This is a genomic window from Sphingobacterium ginsenosidimutans (assembly GCF_039536865.1).
Lineage (GTDB): Bacteria > Bacteroidota > Bacteroidia > Sphingobacteriales > Sphingobacteriaceae > Sphingobacterium > Sphingobacterium detergens.
Genome location: NZ_BAAAZK010000008.1, coordinates 535734 through 558904 on the forward strand (window position 1 = coordinate 535734; position 23171 = coordinate 558904).

Annotated in this window: 18 protein-coding genes; 8 read left to right on the forward strand and 10 right to left on the reverse strand. The window is 40.8% G+C overall.

From position 1 onward, the window contains the following. Positions 1 to 23: 23 nt before the first annotated feature. Positions 24 to 2135, reverse strand: a complete 2112-nt coding sequence (locus ABFX33_RS22565) for a M3 family metallopeptidase (RefSeq protein WP_346088427.1) — start codon at positions 2133 to 2135, stop codon at positions 24 to 26. A 170-nt stretch (positions 2136 to 2305) separates the two neighbouring features. Here ABFX33_RS22565 and ABFX33_RS22570 point away from each other — a divergent pair, with 170 nt between their 5' ends. Further along, positions 2306 to 3382: a DUF4407 domain-containing protein gene (locus ABFX33_RS22570; protein ID WP_223581472.1), complete on the forward strand. Its 1077-nt coding sequence runs from the start codon at positions 2306 to 2308 to the stop codon at positions 3380 to 3382. A gap of 333 nt (positions 3383 to 3715) precedes the next feature. On the opposite strand, the gene ABFX33_RS22575 is transcribed toward ABFX33_RS22570, so the two are convergent. Together ABFX33_RS22575 and ABFX33_RS22580 are read right to left on the reverse strand one after the other, a co-directional pair. After that, the gene (locus ABFX33_RS22575; RefSeq protein ID WP_346088429.1) at positions 3716 to 5038 is read right to left on the reverse strand and encodes a DNA recombination protein RmuC; all 1323 of its coding nucleotides are present in this window, start codon (positions 5036 to 5038) and stop codon (positions 3716 to 3718) included. Between the two features lie 240 nt (positions 5039 to 5278). Beyond that, positions 5279 to 6466 carry a formimidoylglutamase gene (locus ABFX33_RS22580; RefSeq protein ID WP_257096537.1) on the reverse strand — a complete coding sequence of 396 codons (1188 nt, stop codon included), beginning with the start codon at positions 6464 to 6466 and terminating at the stop codon, positions 5279 to 5281. A 108-nt stretch (positions 6467 to 6574) separates the two neighbouring features. Here ABFX33_RS22580 and ABFX33_RS22585 point away from each other — a divergent pair, with 108 nt between their 5' ends. The 6 genes from ABFX33_RS22585 (at position 6575) to ABFX33_RS22610 (ending at position 14881) form a co-directional block, all read left to right on the forward strand. Continuing rightward, on the forward strand, positions 6575 to 7546 hold the full coding sequence (locus ABFX33_RS22585; protein WP_346088431.1) for an NAD-dependent epimerase/dehydratase family protein: 972 nt from the start codon (positions 6575 to 6577) through the stop codon (positions 7544 to 7546). Positions 7547 to 7745: 199 nt separating this feature from the next. Further along, positions 7746 to 9038, forward strand: coding sequence for an HAD-IB family phosphatase (locus tag ABFX33_RS22590; protein ID WP_346088433.1), 1293 nt, complete (start codon positions 7746 to 7748; stop codon positions 9036 to 9038). Between the two features lie 176 nt (positions 9039 to 9214). Continuing rightward, positions 9215 to 9799 (forward strand): hypothetical protein, encoded by a 585-nt coding sequence (locus ABFX33_RS22595; protein WP_257096531.1) that lies wholly within the window; start codon positions 9215 to 9217, stop codon positions 9797 to 9799. A 2-nt stretch (positions 9800 to 9801) separates the two neighbouring features. Beyond that, a complete protein-coding gene (locus tag ABFX33_RS22600) occupies positions 9802 to 9933 on the forward strand; it encodes a hypothetical protein (protein WP_257096529.1) in 132 nt (43 codons plus the stop codon). A gap of 213 nt (positions 9934 to 10146) precedes the next feature. Further along, the gene (gene mfd, locus ABFX33_RS22605) at positions 10147 to 13485 is read left to right on the forward strand and encodes a transcription-repair coupling factor (RefSeq protein ID WP_346088436.1); all 3339 of its coding nucleotides are present in this window, start codon (positions 10147 to 10149) and stop codon (positions 13483 to 13485) included. Positions 13486 to 13687: 202 nt separating this feature from the next. After that, positions 13688 to 14881 (forward strand): trans-sulfuration enzyme family protein, encoded by a 1194-nt coding sequence (locus ABFX33_RS22610; RefSeq protein WP_346088438.1) that lies wholly within the window; start codon positions 13688 to 13690, stop codon positions 14879 to 14881. A 308-nt stretch (positions 14882 to 15189) separates the two neighbouring features. On the opposite strand, the gene galK is transcribed toward ABFX33_RS22610, so the two are convergent. From galK to ABFX33_RS22635, 5 genes are all read right to left on the reverse strand, one after another. Then, positions 15190 to 16341 (reverse strand): galactokinase, encoded by a 1152-nt coding sequence (gene galK, locus ABFX33_RS22615; protein WP_346088440.1) that lies wholly within the window; start codon positions 16339 to 16341, stop codon positions 15190 to 15192. A gap of 2 nt (positions 16342 to 16343) precedes the next feature. Further along, positions 16344 to 17393: a UDP-glucose--hexose-1-phosphate uridylyltransferase gene (locus ABFX33_RS22620; protein WP_346088443.1), complete on the reverse strand. Its 1050-nt coding sequence runs from the start codon at positions 17391 to 17393 to the stop codon at positions 16344 to 16346. A gap of 202 nt (positions 17394 to 17595) precedes the next feature. Continuing rightward, entirely contained in the window at positions 17596 to 18870 is a 1275-nt protein-coding gene (locus ABFX33_RS22625; RefSeq protein WP_346088608.1) for a metallophosphoesterase, read from the reverse strand. Between the two features lie 12 nt (positions 18871 to 18882). Beyond that, positions 18883 to 19917, reverse strand: a complete 1035-nt coding sequence (hemH, locus tag ABFX33_RS22630) for a ferrochelatase (protein ID WP_346088445.1) — start codon at positions 19915 to 19917, stop codon at positions 18883 to 18885. A gap of 80 nt (positions 19918 to 19997) precedes the next feature. Then, positions 19998 to 20846 carry a 4-hydroxy-3-methylbut-2-enyl diphosphate reductase gene (locus ABFX33_RS22635; RefSeq protein WP_346088447.1) on the reverse strand — a complete coding sequence of 283 codons (849 nt, stop codon included), beginning with the start codon at positions 20844 to 20846 and terminating at the stop codon, positions 19998 to 20000. A gap of 300 nt (positions 20847 to 21146) precedes the next feature. Between ABFX33_RS22635 and ABFX33_RS22640 the strand changes: the two genes are divergently transcribed. Continuing rightward, on the forward strand, positions 21147 to 21566 hold the full coding sequence (locus tag ABFX33_RS22640; RefSeq protein ID WP_077437233.1) for a nucleoside-diphosphate kinase: 420 nt from the start codon (positions 21147 to 21149) through the stop codon (positions 21564 to 21566). A 68-nt stretch (positions 21567 to 21634) separates the two neighbouring features. Here the strand turns inward: ABFX33_RS22640 and ABFX33_RS22645 are convergent, their stop codons facing one another. Next, positions 21635 to 22411 carry a class I SAM-dependent methyltransferase gene (locus ABFX33_RS22645; RefSeq protein WP_346088450.1) on the reverse strand — a complete coding sequence of 259 codons (777 nt, stop codon included), beginning with the start codon at positions 22409 to 22411 and terminating at the stop codon, positions 21635 to 21637. Positions 22412 to 22730: 319 nt separating this feature from the next. Then, positions 22731 to 23159, reverse strand: a complete 429-nt coding sequence (gene ybeY, locus ABFX33_RS22650) for an rRNA maturation RNase YbeY (RefSeq protein WP_257096504.1) — start codon at positions 23157 to 23159, stop codon at positions 22731 to 22733. Positions 23160 to 23171 lie beyond the last annotated feature (12 nt).

Below are 23171 nucleotides of genomic sequence, written 5' to 3' on the forward strand. Positions count from 1 at the left end.
TCCTTTTTTTGTTTTGTAGTGGATTAATTCAATCCTCTTTTTTTCAATAAATATTTCGGATCTGGGTCTGCACCTCTAAAGGTCCGGTACATTTTTGCCGGATCATCTGTTCCTCCTTTTTCGAGAACATTCTTACGGAATGAATCCGCTGTTGCTTTATCGTACAAAGATTTCTCTTTGAAGGCTGCAAAAGCATCTGAATCCAATACTTCCGACCAGATATAAGCATAGTATCCAGCTGAATAACCTCCAGCGAAGACATGCTGAAAATAAGTACTTCTATAACGCGGGATAATTGCGTCAATAATACCTATTTTCTTCATGGCTGCTTTTTCAAATCCATTGACATCTTTCGAAATTTCCTTGGTTGCCGCATGGTAATCCATATCCAACAATGCTGCTGAAAGATATTCCACCGTTGCAAAGCCTTGGTCAAAAGTACCTGCTTTTTCCATTTTTTGGATCAATGAATCTGGCATGGCCTCTTTGGTCTTAAAATGTTTTGCATAGGTCTTTAATACCTCTGGATCTGCTGCCCAATTTTCCATGATCTGCGATGGCAATTCGACAAAGTCACGTGGTACGGAAGTACCGGCCATTGATCTGTATCTGACATTGGAAAGTAATCCATGTAAAGCATGTCCAAATTCATGAAATAGCGTAGTCGCCTCATCAAATGTCAGCAATGCAGGGTTTTTACCCACAGGTTTTGTGAAATTACATACAATAGAAATTACCGGAGCAACGCGTTTGCCATCTTTTGTAGATTGATTGCGGTAAGATGTCATCCAAGCGCCGCCACGTTTAGACTCACGTGGAAAGAAGTCTGCATACAAAAGTCCCAGATGTGAGCCATCTTTGTCTTTCACTTCGTACACTTCTACTTCTTTATGATAGGTTGGCACATTGTTAAGGGCAACAAATGTCAAACCATATAGTTTGTTTGCTACTGCAAAAGCGCCTTCACGTACTGTTGGTAAGCTCAAATAAGGTTTGATTTCATCTTCATCCAGTGCAAAGCGTTTTTTACGGATAATCTCTGTATAATATCTCCAATCGTAAGGTGCAACTGCAAAAGTACCACCTTCGCCTTTAATCTCTTTTGCGATATCCGCCTCTTCGCCTTTTGCTTTCGCCAAAGCCGGTGTCCATAACTTATTCAATAAAGCATATACATTTTCAGGTGTCTTAGCCATGGATTCCTCCAAGACATAGGCCGCATGCGATTTATAGCCCAATAGCTTCGCTTTTTGAAGACGAAGGTTGACGATTTTCTGAATGATTTCTTTGTTATCATTTGTGTTATCGTGGTTTCCGCGCATTTGATATGCTTCCCAGATCTGTTTTCTCAGTTCCCGGTTTTTGGCATATTGCAGGAAAGGCATGATCGAAGGATTCTGTAAGGTAAATACCCATTTATCCTTTTTACCTTTGGCAACAGCTTCTTCGGCAGCCGCAGTTTTTAATGATTCCGGCAGGCCTTCCAATTGACTTGCCGAATCAACCACCAGTTGATAGGCATTGGTTTCAGCTAATAGGTTCTGTCCGAACTGTGTTGTCAATGTCGAAAGTTCGGCATTGATCTTTTTCATTTTTTCTTTATCCGCATCTTTTAGATTTGCGCCAGAACGCACGAAGCTTTTATAAGTCTCTTCTAGGAGTTTGTCGTCTTGGGCGTCCAGACCAAGTGTATTGCGGCTATTCCAAACTTCCTTGATTTTATCAAATAATTTGGAGTTCATCGAAATTTCATCCGAATGGCTAGACAATATTGGGGCTAGATCTTTTGCGATCGCCTGAATGCTATCGTTAGTATTTGCACTATTGAGGTTATGAAATACAGTAGATACATTATTTAGCAAGCTTCCAGCATTTTCAAGGGCTACTATCGTATTTTGGAAAGTCGCTTTATCGGAGTTATCGACTATAGAGTCAATTTCCAAATTATGTACTTTTATTGCCTCTTCAAAGGCAGGCCTGAAATGTTCGGTTTTGATCTTGTCAAATGGTGGAACATTAAAGGGTGTTTCATAGGCCAACAAAAGAGGATTATCTGTCATCATTTTTTTTTCCTCACAACCAACAATCGCAGTTGCCACTATCATTAAAAATGGCAAAAGTTGTCTTTTCTTCATATCGTCTGATTATTCCTGATTTTTTTTCCAAAGATAATAAAATTAGGCAAATAAGGGAGTCCCGGTTCTTTGCATCGCAAGCGACTGAAAAAACGTCATCCTATTGTAAAACAAAAACTTATTCGTAACCTTGTTAAAAATAATCTGTCAATTTGGGTAAAAATATTTAAATGAGCGCTATTAACCGTTTCTTTTGGAGATGTGCAGGTGCACATCAAGAAACTCTTGAAAAGTATCCGGAGGAGCATAGTAAGTACACAGCCATAGGTGCTACTATTTTTTTTACCGGTTTGTTCGCCAGTCTCTCTGGCGGCTATGCGATGTATTTTGTGTTTAGTGGGGGAACACTGGACTGGTTCTTGGCAATCGTATTCGGAATCATTTGGGGTCTGGCGATTTTCAACATGGACCGTTATATCGTACTGAGTATCAATAAATCAAAAAGTGGCTGGATGCAGCTCTTGCAGGCGCTACCGCGTATTCTGTTGGCTATATTAATTGGTTTAGTTATTTCTCGGCCTTTGGAACTGAAAATTTTTGACAAGGAGATCCGTGAGAATTTACGCGTACGTTTCCTCGCTGACCAACGCGCAAAAATTGATACCCTGAACAGTACTTTCAATAAAAAATACAGCAACGAGGTCAATCAACTAAAAGCGATAAGTGTAGAACGTGATTCACTGGAATCAGGTATCAAGACCGATCGCACCAAATTGAATTATGAAATCTATGGAAATAAAACCACAGAGACATCGGGTGTGATGGGTTATGGTCCTTATGCTAAAATGAAGGAAGAAGAACTCAAAAAGAAAGAAGCTTATCTGGACACGCTACGGAATAAGATAGCAGCACAACAAAATGCTATCCGTCAAAAGCAAAAATTTGAAGGAATACTGGATCAAAAGGTTTTGTCAAATGCCTCACTGGACAGTGCTGTCAACGTCGCAGGTTTTGCTGATCGCAATTCGGCGCTAGGTAATCTACGCTATGATGCCAATGGAAAGGTCAATGAATCCAATGCGAATGCGGTATTCTTTATCGCGCTACTCTTTGTGTTTTTAGAATGTCTTCCTGTCATTGTCAAACTGTTGGCCGGACGTGATCCTTATGACAATGAAATCCAAAATCTAAGAACCTTACATGATTACGAATCAGACACCAATCTCGTTGTCGAGAAAGAGGCTGTTGATCGCTTAAAGGATACTTATGTAGATGTTTCGATCAATAAACGCATGAAAGAGCTGTAGGGAGGTATTAGTATTGAGTAGTTAGTAGTGCGTATTGAGACTTTGGTGGGGCAAGCCTTCGGCTTACGGCCTTAGCTTGAGGATTGAAGAGCTTGTTTGCAAGAAGCCTAGTGCTTTTATGACCAGCGCTTCAATCTTTGTTCTTATGCCTGCACAACCTGTCGAACCGGAAGGTTTGACTACTCCGTCTCTCTTTTTCGAAACAATCGCTTTAACTTAGGAGTAAACGGACTTCATCAACCACCTTAAACAGGACAATCCACACTTTCATATCTTAAAATATATCAGGTTACTAACCGGAAAGTCGTCGTATTTACTAAGTCCTGGCCCTCATTATTCGTCTTCGTCCAGAAATTTAGCGTCGATCTGTTTATTTGCTTTTGCTCCCAATCGTTTCAGCTTCTCCACTTTCCCGATGACATTTCCGGCCCCTGTCGACAGTTTTTTGGTCGCATCCTCATGGCTTTTCAACGCGCGTTCCAGCTGATTTTGAACCTGCTCCATATCCGTCAGGAAGCTCACAAATTTATCGTACAAACTTCCTGCTTCTTTGGCGATTTCAATCACATTGCGTGTCTGACGCTCTTGCTTCCAGATACTAGCGATGGTACGCAATGTCGCCAACAGTGTCGAAGGGCTAACGATAACGACCTTGCGATCCCAAGCATCGCTGAATAGGTCTGGTTTTTCTGCGACAGACATACTCAATGCAGATTCGATCGGCATAAACAATAAGACAAATTCGGGCGATTCTATCCCATACAACTCATGATAGTTTTTGGCGGAGAGCTCCTTCACGTGATTTTCGACAGACTGTACATGTTGTTTTGCAAAAATCGCTCGGTCTTCATCAGTCTCCGCATTTACCCAACGCTCATAAGCGATCAAGGAGACCTTAGAATCGACAATAAGATGTTTATCTTCGGGAAGGTCTATAATCGCATCGGGCTGCATTCTCCGCCCATCAGCATCCATTAAGGAAACCTGTAACCTAAACTCACGGTCTTTCATCAATCCCGAACGTTCCAAGACTCTTTCCAAAATCACTTCACCCCAATTACCCTGCTTTTTCGTATCTCCTTTTAATGCCTTGGTAAGGCTATTGGCTTCATCTTTAATCTTGAGACTTTGTTCGACCAACTGCAACACGACGCCTTTCAGGGAATTTCGTTCCGCCGCTTCCTGATTATAATTTTTATCTACCTTCTCTTCAAACAGCTTGATTTTCTCCTTGAGCGGATCTAGGATCAGTCCGAGTGAGCGGTGGTTTGTTTCGGTAAATTTCTGCGTTTTCTCTTCCAATATTTTATTGGCGATAACCTGAAATTCATTGTTAAACTGTCTTTTTATTTCGGCAATTTCATTTTTTTGCTCCTGAAATTTATCCATTTGAGCCTCATAGAATGAACGCGTGCTTTCCAGCGAACGCTCAGCAACCAATACACTCTCACGTTCTTTGTCCAATTCATCTCTTAGCATTAAACGTTCTTCCAGCAAACTTTGCTCTCGTTGTTGTGAACGGGCCAGTTCTATTTTCAATGCCTCTACTTCTTTATTCTGGCCCACATCCACAGTAGGAGCGCTATTTCTTTTCAACACCAATATGATCAAAATGACCAACAACAAGACAATTCCTGCAAAGAAAAATATTTCCATGATTTATATTTTACGAGAATAGCAGCTTCTTACCTGTCGTGACAGAACATCTGCTATCAAATTTGATTAATGTTAAGTTTGCGTATCAACAGTAGTATACAATAGTCTTTATTGACTGATCATACTACTACTGACTGATGAATTTATGCCGCTGCAATTGGGTAATGCTATCATCAATCCAATATCCCTTTAATTTAGACAGGGCATTAAGGTACAAGCAAGATATTGCTTTATCCTGATTTACTGCAATTTCTGATGGGTTTTCCACCATAGATCGGGCATTTCCCCAGATACAGCCATTTGGTAATCTTCATAACGGCATGGCACAAGGTAGTACCTTTCGTTGACAGATTTTGACCCAAAATAAGGCACTTGTATCCACCAACGGTCTGATTTTTTGCTTTTCACAAAAACCAATTCATGTTCTTCATTTTCAAGTGTGGTACGGTAGATGATATAGGACGATTTGGGGTATAAAGGTGTATCCTGCTTGCGATTATAATAACCGTCGATAAAACACCAGATCATTTGAGAAACCAACATTGCGGTCTGTTCCATGGGATCAAATGTAGGGTTCAATTCGTAGAAACCAATAGAAGTACATTTGTCCGACATACCTGCATAACGCGCAAGCTGACAAGCTTCGTCTCCGTACAAGCCATTTGGAATCGCATTGGCATTGCCCGGTGCCTCTGAAGCCCGTATAGCGCCAATATCGAAACTGATCAGGTCAGCAGCCCGGATAAGTGGTTCAGACTGATCCATTTTACCTGCGATCATCCCTACTCGGGTTGCATTGAAAAACAATTTGTCGTACATATTGATGGACTCTTTGCTGACAAGATAGGTCTGATAAGCAATGGAATTCAGGTTAAACAGATAATCGGGCTGATGCAAAATAATGTGATTGACATAAGATCGAGAATTGAGGCTGACATTTTCAGCTTCCTCCTGATTGAGGTCGAAACGCGAATCCACAATAGCCAATTCGATCTTCCGTTCCAAATTCTGGTAGCCTAGGTATTGTGCATAGGTCAGATCCTGTCCACCACCGATAATAATCGGGAGAACATTCGTCTTTACTAATTCTTCTACCACAGATTTCAAGGCCACGTAGGTATCCTGAATGGTATTACCAGCTTTTATATTCCCCAGATCGACAATATTCATCTTATAATCTCCTTGATACAAGGTATAAAGATGTTTGCGTACCGCATCCGGAGCTTTATCCGTTCCGTTGTTATTGACCGATGCCCGATCCTCCTGTACACCGATAATAGCCAATTGAGGTTGTTCATTTTCCTCCCAAGTAGGAAAATCTGTTTCATAAGCCTGAATCACATTCCCTAATTGGGAATTTAAGAAACCATGCTCTGGAGAGATACTTGCAATTGAAATCGGGCTAAAGAATACGGACAATGATGACATAAGCTATAATTTGTTTAAAACATCTTATTTTTTCGGGATGCAACTCACACAAATATCCATTTATTAACTAACTTTTGAAAACATTATTTTTAACAGTATCTTTATCAAGTGATATTAATAACAGGAGGAACAGGTTTTTTAGGATCTACATTGATCAAACAACTGATAGATCAAGGAATTGACGTCATTGCGACCAAGAGAGCTCAATCTATTATTCCAACCAGCCTGTTATCTTCTTCGTTGATTCAGTGGGTTGATGCAGACATCAACGATTATTTTGAACTGGAAGACGCGCTGGAAGGCGTAACGAAAGTGTATCACTGCGCGGCATTGGTCTCCTATCAGAAGAAAGATGCTAAATCACTCTTTAAGGTCAATGTAGAAGGAACAGCAAATATTGTCAACCTTTGCCTGGAGAAAAACATCCGTCTACTTCATGTTAGTTCGATCGCCGCATTGGGCACCAACAAAGACAACTTACCGGTATCTGAAAAAGACCATTGGGAGCATAGCCCCACAACCTCCAACTATTCGCTGTCTAAATATCAGGCGGAAATGGAGGTTTGGCGCGGTATTACGGAAGGGCTGAATGCTGTTATCGTAAACCCTTCGGTGATATTGGGGGCGGCAGCCAAAGACAAAGGATCTGGAGCTATATTCTCCATGATCAATAAGGGATTGAGGTTTTATCCGAAAGGGAGTGTCGGCATCGTCGATGTGGAAGATGTCGCATCAATTATGATCCAATTGATGGAAAAGGGCGAGATTACCGCTGAACGCTATATTATCAATCACCTCAACATTCCCAATAAAGATCTGCTCAGTGTGGCCAGCGTCCTGATGAACAAGCCCGAACCTACGATTGAGGTCTCCGAGACTCTTCTTCAGATCGCATCCACTGTTTCCAGCATGCTCGCTGTCTTCAAGAAATCGGACTCTTCGCTGACCAAAGAAACGGCAGCAGCATCGAGTGCCAAATTACAGTACTCCAATGCGAAGGTACAGTCACTCTTGAACCACAGTTACCGCCCATTGGAACAGACATTAAAAGAAATCGCAAATTTGTACAGCAAACAGTAAAAACTTTATAAAATATTAATCAACCGAACCCTGAACCCATCATGAGCTTACCAAACTATCCGATTCAAAATCAAGCCTGTGCGTTTATGATTGTTTCAAATAATAAAGATGAAACAATCAGGATTAACCAATTCTCAGTTCGATAGTAATAAGTACCCCTCATGATAGCTTCATCACCACTAAACAACAAATAATTAAGATGAAAAACTATTACATCATTGATTTTGATAGTACATTTACCCAAGTAGAAGCGCTCGATGAGCTCGCCCGGATCTCACTTGAAAATCATCCTGACCGCGAATCTATCTACAATGAAATTGAACGATACACCAATCTTGCCATGGAGGGAAAACTCTCTTTCCGTGAAGCCTTGGCCGGTCGTGTGAAATTGCTAAACGCGAACAAAAGCCACTTGGATAAACTGGTATCTCATCTCAAGAAAAAAGTTTCAACGTCTTTCTCACGTAATCGTGAATTTTTCAAAAAACATTCGGATACGGCCTGGATTGTTTCCGGTGGATTTAAGGAGTTTATCACTCCTGTGGTAACACCTTATCATATCAAAACCGAAAATATCTACGCAAACACATTTAGATTCGATGCGGAAGGCAATATCATCGGCTTTGATGAGGAAAACCCCCTATCCACTGAAGGCGGAAAAGTACAGCTCTTAAAACAACTGAATATCGAAGGCCGACTTTTTGGTATCGGTGACGGTTATTCGGATTTTCAATTGAAAGAGTCGGGTTTAATCGAAAAGTTTTTTGCCTTTACGGAGAACATCCAACGTAAAAGTGTCACTGAAAAAGCGGATTTCATCACGCCTAGCTTTGATGAATTCCTATATGTAAATGATCTGCCACGTGCGATCTCTTACCCTAAAAACCGTATTCTTTGTCTCATTGTCGGTGATGTTCCGGAGATTGCTGCCCATATTCTGAAAAGAGATGGTTTCTCGATCCGTACGAAAGAGACTTTTGAGGAAAAATATGTAAAAGATGTTGGCATGCTTTTGCTAGGCGACAATATCGACATTACTGATGAACAGCTTCAACAGGCAGATAAATTAAAAACAATCGGTTATCTGGGCGACATCAAGGGACATATCAATAAAGATATCTGCAATGCCAAGGGAATTGTCGTATTTGATGATAAGAAAAGTAAAAAGAAAAATTCGGAATTTATTCCACGTCGTATGGCCGAATTTATCAACAATGGTGACACTTATCTCAGCCGCAATTTCCCGAACCTGGTATTACCAAAAGTTAAACAGGTGACAAGATTGCTGCATATCCATAAAAACGTACCGGGTATCATGGCCCAAATCAATAAGGTCTATGCACAAAACAACATCAATATCGTTGCTCAGTTCTTAATGACCAGGAGTGATATTGGCTATGCAGTAACTGATATTCAGGGCGAATATGATAAAGATCTATTGAAACAATTGAAGCAAATTGACAATACGATCAAATTTAGAATATTATATTAACAATCAACCAGCGGATCTATGTTGTAGGGTCGGAATGATACTTTCCATTCACCTATTTAGGTCGCTGATAAAATAGGGATAAAGGAGCAAGGATAACAGACTATTAGCTGAACAATCAGGCGTCTTTCATCTTTGCTCTTTCATCGCTAATAATAAGATCATTTTACGTAAACATTATGTCTCTACATCAAGATGCCGAGTTAAAGAAAGCTGTCCTTGAGCTGCCACAAAAAGAAAAAGACAAATTACTTGTCCGTCTGATCAGTAAGGACAAAATGCTGATGAAACAATTGCATTTTCAATTGTTAGAGAACGAGTATGATCTGGAGGAACGTATTGATAAATTGCGGAAGCAATTAGCTCAATTATTTGACATCGGAACAAGTCAGATTGGCAATACACCGCATCACAGCAATTTTATCGGGCTGAGCAAGCTGGTCAAACAGGCAAGCGGTCTGGTGAACGAGCATGAGAAAGTCACCAAAGACAAAACCAGTGAAGCTGAATTCCGTTTTTATATCCTACAACGGGTTATAGGCGACTATGAACGACTATTTGATTCATCTTATCAATCGGCAGCCCATAAATTGCATAAATATATCACGGGCCGTATTAAACATGCTGTCGGTAAATATGATAAACTTCATGAGGACTTTCAATTCGATTACCGGGAAGATTTTCAAAACACACTACATGCTTTTGGTAATACAACATTAAAAAGCTATATTAGTGAACAGCGAATTGAGCTTGACCTGAATTAATTATGAGAAACAGCAAAAACCGTGTTAAAATTGGATCCTATCGTGTCACTGCCTACGAGCAGTATAAATTACTCTATCTGGCGATCCTTTTGATCTTATTGGCCTTTGCCTATACATTTCACTTAGCAAAATAATTCATTACTGAATCTCCATTGCTAGTCTTCAAGGACAGGCAGCATAATTGCTCGTTTGCCACAATACTCTCGCTCGCTATTCATGGGACATTCCCCTTTTGTCCCGGCAACAAAAGTTCTCTTTTTGATCAATTTTTACCAAAAAATTTAGCACAACATACCACATACTTAAGAGTATTTAATTAAATTCGCAATTATTCGAAATTTTTGCTCGTGGGAATTCAAGAAATACTAGAAAAATACAGCCAAAGCGAATCAGTCCAGTCGCTTACAAAGGCTATGCAGTCCAAAAATCCAAAGATTCAACTGAAAGGCCTTGTCGGTTCTTCGGATGCATTCATCGCTGTCTCATCCTACAAATTGCAGGAGCATCCAATGGTCTTTATTTTACCAACGCACGAAGATGCCTCCTACTTTTTAAGCGACCTAGAAAGCTTATTGGACAAACAGGTACTTTTTTTCCCTTCTTCTTACCGAAAAGCTTTTGACTTCACACAGACGGATTCAGCAAATGTACTACAGCGTGCAGAAACATTAAGTTCGCTCAATCATACGTCGGAATTACCAAAGATAGTGGTCACTTACCCCGAAGCAATTGCTGAAAAGGTAATCAATCGTACCGATCTGGAGAAAAACACGCTGGAAATTACAGAAAACACGGCTTTAAGTATTGATTTTATCAACGAGTTTTTGATCGAATATGACTTCGAACGTGTAGATTTTGTCTATGAACCCGGACAATTTGCAATACGAGGTGGTATCGTAGATATTTTTTCATTCTCGAATGACCTTCCCTACCGCATCGAATTCTTTGGTGATGATATCGAAAGCATTCGGACCTTTGACATTGAATCGCAGCTCTCGGTCAATAAAATCCATAAGGTTACCATTGTTCCGAATGTTCAGGCCAAGTTCCTGACCTCGCAGCACATTTCCTTATTGGAATATATCGATCAGGGGGCTTCCATCTGGATCAAAGACGCCCAGTTTACACTTGATATTGTCAAGGATGGGTTGAAAAAAGCAAAACAACTCTGGACCAGTTTGACTGATAAACAGAAAAAAGATAATCCAGACTGGCATAATCCAGAGTATGAATTTACCGATGAGAAAAACCTCAATGCCCTATTTTTTGATTTCCCGATCATTGAATTTGGAAAACAGTTTTTCTATAAGGGGGAAGTCACACTCAAGTTTGATATTCATCCTCAACCTTCTTTTAATAAAGATTTTAATCTGCTGATCCATAACTTTAAGGAAAATGAGAGCCATCGGATCCAGAATCTGATCTTTTCGGATTCAGCGAAACAAGTGGAGCGAATCTATACGATATTAGAGGATCTTGACAAAGCGGCTACGTTTATCCCTATTCATAAAGCATTGCGCGAAGGCTTTAGGGACGACAGCTTAAAATTGGCTTGTTATACAGATCATCAGATATTTGACAGGTACTACAAATACAAACGGAAAAAAGCATACGAACGTTCGCAGGCAATTACATTGAAAGATCTACGGGATCTCAAACCCGGAGATTTTATCACGCATATTGATCATGGGGTAGGCCGGTATGGCGGACTGGAAAAGGTGGATGTCAATGGCAAATCCCAGGAGATGATCCGGCTGATCTATGCGGACAATGATTTGCTTTATGTCAATATCAACTCGTTAAACCGGATTTCAAAATATTCCGGCAAAGAGGGCACAGTTCCGAAGATGAACAAGCTCGGTACGGATGCCTGGGATAAATTAAAGAAAACGACCAAGAAGAAAGTCAAGGATATTGCCCGTGACCTGATTATGCTCTATGCAAAACGGAAGGCTCAGCATGGGAATGCCTTCTCTCCGGACAGCTATTTGCAGAATGAACTGGAAGCCTCATTTATCTATGAGGATACACCAGATCAGGAAAAGGCTACCGCAGATGTAAAAAAAGATATGGAGTCGCCACATCCAATGGACCGGTTGATCTGTGGTGATGTCGGGTTTGGAAAGACAGAAGTTGCCATCCGGGCAGCATTTAAAGCCGTTGCTGATAGCAAACAGGTTGCTGTGTTAGTCCCAACAACGATCTTAGCATTACAGCATCACCGTACTTTTACCGAACGTCTGAAAGGACTTCCATGCAATATTGACTACATCAACCGTTTCAAAACGACCAAGCAGATCAAGGACACTTTGGCGCGTCTTGCGGAGGGAAAAATAGATATCATCATCGGTACACATCGTCTGGTGAGTAAGGATGTCAAGTTCAAGGATCTGGGTTTGATGATTATTGATGAGGAGCAGAAATTTGGTGTTGCCGCTAAAGAGAAGTTAAAGGCTATGCGTGCCAATGTGGACTCGTTGACCTTAACAGCGACCCCTATCCCCAGGACCTTGCATTTCTCCTTGATGGGAGCGCGAGATCTAAGCATTATATCGACTCCTCCGCCCAATCGTCAACCGGTACAGACCGAGCTTCACGTATTTAATGAATCATTGATCGGTGAAGCAGTCAGTTATGAACTCGATCGGGGTGGACAGGTGTTCTTTATCCATAACCGTGTGGCTGACCTTCCTCAATTGGGCAATTTAATCCGCAAGCTTGTACCTGGAGCACGTGTCGGTGTGGCCCATGGTCAACTGGAAGGAGATGAATTGGAAGATGTGATGCTCAAATTCATCAACCACGACTTTGACGTGCTTATCGCAACGACAATTATTGAAGCAGGCCTGGATATCCCGAATGCCAATACCATTATCATCAACCATGCGCATATGTTCGGCTTGAGTGACCTTCACCAAATGCGGGGCCGTGTAGGTCGTTCGAATAAAAAAGCCTTCTGTTACTTATTGAGTCCTCCATTATCGACACTGACATCGGAGGCATACAAACGACTTTCGGCGATCGAGGAATTCTCAGAGCTAGGTTCGGGATTCAATGTTGCCATGCGGGACTTAGATATCCGGGGTTCCGGAAATTTACTGGGCGGAGAGCAATCAGGCTTTATTGCTGAAATAGGTTTTGAAATGTATCACAAAATCTTGGATGAAGCCATCCAGGAACTGAAAGATGATGAGTTCTCGGAGGTATTTGCGGATGAACAGGAACGCAAATATGTTAATTTTACACAAATAGACACCGATCTTGAAGTATTAATCCCTGATGAGTACGTAACGAATATCACCGAACGCTATAACCTCTATACGGAGCTTTCCAAACTCGAGAACGAGCAGCAACTGGCGGCATTCAAGAAAGAACTCGAAGACCGTTTTGGCCCGATCCCACACGAAGTATTCGAGCTATTCAATACTTTACGCCTGCAATGGTTTGGAAAAACAATTGGGTTCGAGAAGATATCCTATAAAAAGAATACACTAAAAGGGTATTTTGTCAATAACCCAAAATCGAGCTATTTTGAATCGGATCAGTTTGGTCGGGTACTGTCTTTTGTGCAGTCCCACCCTGAAATCAGCAATCTCAAAGAAGTAAAAGGGCAACTTCGCCTTGCGCTAAGTAATGTAAATACAATAAGCTACGCGCTAAACCTACTCAAACAGATGTTATCGTAACGCTCTTGGCACTCAGCTATAAATAAAATCTACTTATTGTGTAGATTTTATTTATATTTGGGTATACAAGAAACCTTCCTATAGCAATCTGCGCCAAGTGCAATGAAAGGATATTGAAGGCTCTTATTGGCTATCAGGAACAGACATATATGTGATGTGTCTATTGAAGCTAAAAAAAGGACACTTATCAATAAAAATTAGCATGGCATCCAATACCGAAACGATACTCGTCCATGAAGGACAACACTTCAATTCAACCGCTGCTGTAACGGCTCCTATCTTTCAGACATCAACTTATATTGCGGACAGTGATCCCGCGGAATACATCAAGGCAGCGACCGAACCCAAACATCCTTACTTTTATCACCGTCATGGCAATCCAACCAATAGCCAAGTTGCAGCGGTAGTCGCCAAACTGGAGAAAACAGAAGATGCACTCGTATTTGCGACGGGCATGGCCGCTATCAGTACCGCCATATTAGCTATTGTGAAATCTGGTGACCATATCGTTGCACAGCTTGCCCATTACTCAGGAACAGCTATTTTTTTTAAAGAATTTCTGACCGACTATGGCATCAGCGTCACAGCCGTGGACCAAACGGATACCGCAGCCTTTGCCCATGCTATTCAGGAAAACACCAAACTCATCTATATCGAAACTCCTTCCAATCCGAATTTAAATATTACGGATCTAAAGGCAGTTGGTGAATTGGCCAAGCAACATGATATTTTGAGTATGGTTGACAATACCTTTGCCTCCCCCATAAATCAGACACCACGGGACTTTGGGATTGATATCGTTGTTCATAGCGCTACGAAATATCTGGGTGGGCATAGCGACCTAACGGCTGGCATTGTCTGTGGAAGTCAGGACTATATTTCAAAAGTCTGGAAGCGCAGTGTTGCTCTGGGGGCATCTTTGGCACCATTGGATTCTTGGTTGCTCCTCCGTGGGCTCAAAACGCTGAGCCTACGTGTCAAACAAATCAATTCAAATGCATTAGAACTCGCCAGTTTCCTTGATCGGCATCCTAAGATTAAGAACGTAAGTTATCCGGGGCTTTCAAGCCACCCCCAGCATGAACTTGCGGCTCGCCAGATGCGCGGCTTTTCAGGAATGATCTGTATTGAAGTTGAGGGAACAGATGAAGAGCAGGCCTTCAAAAATGCACAGGCTTTAATTAACAATCTGGAAATTTTTATCAATGCAGCTAGTTTAGGCGGTGTTGAATCACTTATTGTGCATCCGGCCAGCATGTGGGGCGGACACCACACACAGGCGCAAAAGGAAGCGTCCGGAATCACTTTGGGCATGCTCCGCATCTCAGTTGGGATTGAAAATGTAGCAGATTTGATTGAAGACCTAGAGCAAGCGTTGGGGAAACTTGACACATAAAAATAAAAACAGCTCCTCCTATCGTCAATCGGCCTGTTTCACCATAACAACCTGTAATATTGCACCTTGCGTTATCATATATTATAGCTTATATTACAATATATGAATTTATATATTGGTAGTGAACAATATTATATATTACCAATATACACTTTTAAAGATTCACCCCCTCGTCGAAATAAAACAAAAAATACCCGCCGAAGTTCAACGGGTATTTATTACTAAAACTTTTATTCACTCAACTGTATGAAAATATACTGAAAGTTATATTGATCACTGAAAACGAGCGCTTTATAATAAAAAATGGATTACAAAATCCTTGTACCATTCGCAATTTCTACCTGAATGACTGAAAGTTCCTTATCAAATTTTTGTTGATATTCTTTCTCCAAGGTTGGCAAAATTGATGCAACAGCACCTTCTTTAACAATATTGATTGTGCAGCCGCCAAAGCCGCCGCCCATCATTCGGGCACCAATGACTTCAGGGAATTGTTTGACATAATCAACCAGGTAATCCAATTCAGGACAACTTACCTCATATACTTTGCTCAAGCCCTCATGACTCTGAAAAATATATTGCCCCAACTGTTCAATATCCCCAGAGCGTAATGCTTCGCAAGACTTTTCTACCCGTTCATTTTCACGGACAACAAAACTTGCTTTGGCATAGATATCTGCATCTTTATCTTTAACCAGTTCATCCAGCATATCTACTGTAACATCTCTCAGATTTTTAACTTGAGGATATTGCGCTCTTACCCATGATGACGCCTGCTCACATTGCTCTCTACGTGTATTGTAAGCCGTTGAAGCAAGGGAGTGTTTCACGTTTGTATTCAATAGGACCACTTCATAACCTTTGAGGTCAAGTGGCACGTATTCAAATCCCAAGGAGCGACAATCCAGCTTAATGACATTTTTCTCTTTACCAAATGCCGACGCAAATTGATCCATGATACCACACATCACACCGGCATAGGTATGCTCGGCTTTTTGTGCAATTTGCGGGATATCAATCTGTTCTACATTTAATTCAAACAGTTCACTAAGGGCCAAAGTAACAGCACATTCTACTGCTGCTGAAGAAGATAAGCCGGCACCCAATGGTACATCACCATCAATATAAAGGTTAAACCCGCCCAATATAGCACCTCGCTTTTGGTATTGGTCCACTACACCGAGGATATAATTCGGCCAGTGCTTTTCTGAAATAGCGATTTCACTTAATTTGACCTCATGGCTTTCTTGATAGTCTTCAGCATACAACACAATATTATCGTCCGCACGTCTGCTGACAGCAACATAAATAGCCTTGTCAATAGCTGCAGGTAATACAAAACCATCGTTATAATCGGTATGTTCACCGATAATATTAATGCGCCCCGGCGAGGAAACCACAATGGGTTCTTCCTGATATAAGCTCTTAAATTTATTTACTATAGTTTCTTTTGCGATCATTCTTACTTAGATTTATAATGTTTGGTAGCACAATTCCGCAATTGTTCGGCGGCAACTTCAGGTGTAATATCCCGCTGTGGATTAGCGAGCATCTCGTATCCGACCATAAATTTTTTGACTGTTGCCGAGCGTAATAAAGGTGGATAGAAATGCATATGCCAATGCCATTCCGGATGATCTCCATCATTGACAGGAGCTTGGTGCATACCCGCAGAATAAGGAAAAGATGTTTTGAAAAGGTTATCGTAACGTGTGGTCAATAACTTGAGTATTGCGGCAAGATCTTCCTTCTCCTTTTCGTCAAATCCGGCTATATTTTGCACAGCTCTTTTGCTAACAATCATGGTTTCATAAGGCCAAGCGGCCCAAAAAGGCACCAAAGAGACAAAAGAATCATTTTCATCAATAATGCGCTCTTCTTTTTTTAGTTCGGCTTTGATATAATCGGCTAATAGCGTACGCTGGTATTTGTCGAAGTACTTTTGCTGTTGCACACACTCCTTTTGAATCTCTACCGGTAAATGATTTTGTGACCAGATCTGTCCATGGGGATGTGGGTTGCTACAGCCCATAATAGCGCCTTTATTTTCAAAAATCTGAATATAGCGGATCCATTCCACTTTGGAAAGTTCCTCAAATTCCTTTTGCCAAAGATCAACTACAGCCTTTATAGCTGATTGTTCCATTTCAGGCAAGGTGAGGTCATGGCGTGGTGTAAATGCAATAACTTTACAGATTCCTTTTTCAGTCTCTGCAATAAACAATTCGTCCTCATTAAATTCCTGTTGGCTAGTATCTTTCAATAATGCCGAAAAATCGTTGACGAAAACGAAGCTTTCTTTATAATCTGGATTGATATCCCCATCTGCCCGTTTATTGGTTGGGCACAAATAGCATTTGGGATCATAAGCCGGTCTATCATCGCCTGGCAGATCTTCTACCTGGCCTTGCCATGGTCGCTTGCTGCGATGTGGAGACACAAGTACTTTTTCCCCGGTAAGAATATTAACGCGTGTGTGGGGAGAGTCCCCAAAGTTTAAAGTTGATTGCATGTTATGTATAACTGGTGTACAGAATACACAATATTAGCTTTTTTAAGTAAAAAGTTAAAATTAAAAAGTAAAATTATCTAAAGATGAGTCCTTTAAAGCTATGTTAAAAAATATCAGAATCACTGACATCTCCCGTGACAGCTAGTCATCTCCCAGATTATTAAGCCAAAGATCGGAACGACCAAAGCCTCCATACAGCAGGTTAAGCCTTAAATTTTGGATCTTGCCCTTTAATCAACTCAAAGATTGTAATTTCAGGAAGGATACCAACACGACCGGGATATCCTAAGAATCCATAACCGACATTGACATATAAACGTTTATTTTCTTGTGCACGGTAGAGTCCAGCCCATTCTTTATAAATATATTGTACAGGGCTCCACTGCAACATTTCAGCGCGTACACCGAACTGCATACCATGGGTATGGCCTGCAAACATCACATCGACATCAGTATCCAATACCTGTGCGCGCCAATGAGAAGGGTCATGGGACAATAATAACTTAACGGACTGTTCCTCGGTTCCCATCAAAGCCTTTTTGATATCGCCATGTTTTGGGAAACGACCTGTTCCCCAGTTCTGCACCCCAACGATACAGAGTTCTTCGCCATCTACTTTGATCTTGCGGTTTTCATCCATTAATAGATCCCAGCCCATCACTTTATGGACATCAATCACATCCTTCAAATTTTTTCGCTTCTCGGGAGAATCTTCTTTTCCATAATAGTAATCACCATAATCATGGTTACCCAATGTTGAGAATACGCCTAAATCCGACTTCACCCGCGCAAAAATATCTTGGTATTCGCGCATTTCAGATGCTTGAGCATTCACGATATCGCCTGTAAAGAATGTCACATCTGCCTTTTCTTTAAGTAACATATCGATTCCACCGTTTACAGCAGTCTTGTTATAGAAGGATCCCGAGTGTACATCTGATATCTGTGCGATGGTCATGCCGTGGAAAGCTTTCGGAAGATTAGGTAAATATAAAGGTACACGTCTCACGCGATAATCGTATGCGCCAGAAATAATACCCCAGCTTAATGGAATCAACGGCGAAGCGCCAATTAAAATACCCGCTTTGGTCAAAAATTCGGATCGACTGATGCCTTTGACCGGATTTTCAGGCAATGAACTGCCAGCATCTGCCACAACATCCTCTACGGATTCCTTCTTGCTGAACAAGCGTTTGACCCAGACTCCGCCACGACGGATATCATCAATCAACAAAATCAAAAAGAAGAAGATCTTTGAAGCTGCTGTCAGAAAGAACCCGACCAAAATAACAGATCGTACAATCAATGGAATGTTATATTTGGCAGATATAAAAACACCTAATAATAATAGGGCCGAATACGACCACCATAATACGGCGAATATTTTTGTTTTGGGAAATTTAATCTTCGTAGCTCGGAGGGCAAAAAAGATATAAAAATCTAGAATGAGTAAAACACATGCATTTACTAACAACATCATTAATTCGTTTTAATTTTTGGCATTGAGTGCCAATTGCTTCAGAGATGCTATCCATTTGGGATCATCATTAAGACTTTCGACCAAACAGACCTCCTCTCCACCTAAATCCTTGAATTCATTAGCATATTCCACGCCAATTTCATCGATAGTCTCTATACAGTCTGCCACAAATGCCGGACTGAAGACCAATAATTTTTTATAGCCTTTACTAGCGAGGTCATGCAACAAATCGGAAGTATAGGGCTGAATCCACGGTTCTTTACCCAGACGGGACTGGAAACACAGGGAGTATTGTTCTTTCTGCAAGCCTAGTTTTTCAACAATGGTCCGCGTCGTCGCATAACACTGAGAAACATAACAATATGCATTGACATTTGTTTTGCAGGAGTCACAACCCGATTCAGGACATTTTAGTTTGCCAGTAGGATCCACCTTACCCAGCTGCCTGACAGGAAGGCCATGATAGCTAAACACAAAGTGGTCGAAATGTGTAAGATCGTGTTTTCGAGCATGGTCTGCAAACGTCTCAGCCATTAAGTCATCCGTGCAGAAATTGCTTACAAAACTAATCTCAGGTAAATAATTCCATTTGCGGATCAGCTCCATTACACGGTCTATTACAGAACCTGATGTGGCTGATGCATATTGTGGGAATAATGGAATAACGCGAACGGATTCGAGCAGCATCCCCTCCATCTTGCCCAGTGCAGCTTCGATGGATGGATTTTGGTAACGCATAGCCAACTCCACATGGTACTCGTCCCCTAGCGATTCCTGCAATAGGTCTCGTTGCAATATACTGTAATGCATCAAGGGGGAGCCAGTTTCCTTGTCCCAGATTGTTTCGTAAATTTTTGCTGATTTTGGAGCGCGGGTACGAGCAATAATTCCTTTTACCAATAATGTCCGTTGAAAATAAGGAATATCGATGACGCGGGGATCCATTAGGAATTCGGTCAAATATTTTTTTACGTCTGGAGTAGTTGGACTATCGGGTGTACCTAATTGTACTAAAAGAATACCTTTTTTGGCTTTATTGCTCATAGCCTACAAAAATAAACAAAAAAGCATGTACTGCAGATTCACTCGCGATAATATGAAATATCTATGACGGGTGAACTAGGTTAGAGTGCTTCCAAGGTCGCTTTTACATCTTTCATCAGCCACATTGGTGTTGAGGTTGCTCCACATATACCGATACGGTCACCGGTTCTAAAAACTGACGCATCCAGTTCGGCAGGGTCGGAGATAAAGTAACTTTCGGGATTGGCTTTTTGGCATACTTCAAACAAAACCTTTCCATTGGAAGACTTTTTACCGGACACAAAAACAATTTTATCATATTGTCGAGCAAAGGCACCAAGATCCTCATATCTGTTAGACACTTGTCTACAGATAGTGTCATTGGCTTTGACCTCATACCCTCTCTTGATCAGTTCCTCTTTGATGGCGTAGAATTTATCCACACTTTTTGTTGTCTGACTATAGAGCGTAAATGAAGCTGGCAGATCGGCATCATCCAACTCAGCGATATCCTGAAATACGAGTGCTTCGTTATTTGTCTGTCCCTGTAGACCGATGACTTCCGCATGCCCATGTTTTCCAAAGATCAAGATCTTTTCCTCCTGATCAAAAGAGGTTTTGATCCGATTCTGCAACTTGAGTACGACTGGACAGGAAGCATCAATTAGGGTAATATTGTTTTCTAACGCTGTACGATAGGTTTCGGGGGCTTCACCATGCGCACGGATCAGTACCTTCTCGTTTTGTAGTGTAGGCAGTGCAGCATGATCGATAATACGCAGTCCTTTGGCTTTCAATCGGGCTACTTCTTCGTCATTGTGTACGATATCACCAAGACAATAGAGGTAACCGTCCTCTTCCAAAATCTCCTCTGCCATATCTATAGCGTATACCACTCCAAAGCAAAAGCCGGAATCCTTATCGATGTCTACTGTTAGATTTAATGCCATAACATTACAAAGTTACATATTCGTATCGAATATATTTATTTAATAGATTTGTTTACAGTTGATTTTTTATTTCTGGTCATTATCAATTGCCTATAAACTTATTACATTTTCCACGGCAAAAAGATTGCCAGTGACGGAGGGAGGCACAACTTGCGGGTTCAGCAGAATTGAACTGAGACTTGTTTCACGACCCTGAGCACTTTAAATTAAGACACTATGACGAATAAATTGTTTTTATATAAGTCTAATTATATTGCATATAAAAAGCAATTTATCTAAGTTTGCAAAAAAATTAAAATAATGGCAACTAACAGAACTTTTACGATGATTAAACCTGACGCAGTAGCGAACGGTCACATCGGTGCAATCTTAAACGATATTATTGCTGGTGGTTTCAAAATCATTGCAATGAAATACATTCAATTATCAAAAGAAACTGCTGGCGCATTTTACGCAGTGCACAAAGAACGTCCTTTCTACGGTGAATTGGTAGAGTTCATGACTTCAGGTCCTATCGTTGCTGCAATCTTAGAAAAAGACAATGCTGTTGAAGATTTCCGTACATTAATCGGTGCTACTAATCCAGCTGACGCAGCTGAAGGTACAATCCGTAATAAATATGCTAAATCTATCGATGCTAACGCTATCCACGGATCTGATTCTGATGAAAATGCGGCTATCGAAGGTAACTTCTTCTTCTCTCAATTTGAAAGATTTTAGTCATTAGCAATGCTATAAAAAAAGCGTTGTACAGCTGTACAACGCTTTTTTTATGTATTATCGATTTGCTATCTCCACATAAATCCACCAATCCTAAAAAAACGGAGGAATTTATTGATCGCAGTTAACGCCGGTTTCTTAATCTTCCACTTTAATCCGCTTATCCCTGTTGGCGGAGCATCAAAATCCTGTACTGTAGCAGTACCTGTTCTCATATGTGTTGGCGGCTGCATTTTTCGTTTCTCAACCACCAATATGCTGTCGTAATAATGCAAGGAGTTGACCGAACGTGTAAATTCATTGACTTTCAGCCCGCGTTGTTCTGAATGATGAGCATTGATGTAATCAATAAAATTCTTACTGTATTCGATAAAAGTGCCATTCCGTTTATGCCCACCACCATAAAAAACTTGGTAAGAGGTATGCAGGTCTTCACATAGATAGACACCATCTTCTTTTACATGTCCAAATAACTCTTCAAATGTAATAATCTGTTGCAGCATGGTATGCCCCCCATCATCTATCAGGATATCTATTGGTGGGATTGATTCTTTCACTTTACGAAGGAATTTACGGTCTGACTGAGATCCTATAAATATTTCTACGTTCTCCTCTTCTAATTCTTTGCAATTGGGGTTGATGTCTACACCATAGATTTTAGCTTTGTCGCCAAAATATTTCTTCCACATCTGCAGGCTTCCGCCCTGAAAGACACCTATTTCCAGCACGACGATCTCTTTATCTTTAAATCGACGGAAATGGCGATCGTATACGTCGAAATAATGCATCCATTTGTTGATCAGCTTCGCATTGTTATTTCGGAAATATTCCTCTAATTCGTTCATATTAGACACATTATAAATGGTTTAGCAATTTGTGTTTTGAAGCTAATTAAATATAATGGGAAAGTCAAGTTTTTTTGACGGAAAAACTCAGGAGATATTCGCGTATATACCTTATACTTAAGTGTTCCTCAGCTGGGAAGAACTGAATCAGAAAATAACAGATCACTTGCATAAAAGATAAATAAGAAGCTGTCAAAAAAGGGAAAGGACCCCGCTGGAGAATTGAACCGCTGAAATGAGGTTTCAAGAGGATACGAGTAAAAAAATAGGGTATCCATTTCTTTTGGACACCCCTACTGACATTGGATGGTAGAATAAACTAGAAATTTCTTTTCCCTAGATATTCATCTTCTTTAGCCGTCATCTTAGCTTTATCAGCCGGTTTTTTGTCCGGATATCCACAAAGGTGCATAACACCGTGAATAATGACGCGATGCAACTCATCACGTTCATCAACCTTAAATTTTTGTGCATTCTCCTGGATACGTTCCACGCTGATAAAAATATCGCCAGCAATGGTATCCTCATCTTCTGATGAATCAAAAGTCACAATGTCGGTATAGGTATCGTGATTCAGGTATTCTTTATTGATTTCCAAAAGATAAGCGTCCGAACAGAGGATAAAACTTAGTTCGCCTACGCGCTTAAATCCCTCAGCTTTTATCGCATCAGCGATCCATTGGCGAATCTTACCTTTTTCTTTTAATTTAAAATCTATGTCTTCTGTAAAAAATAATATGCTTTTCATCTGTAATTATGT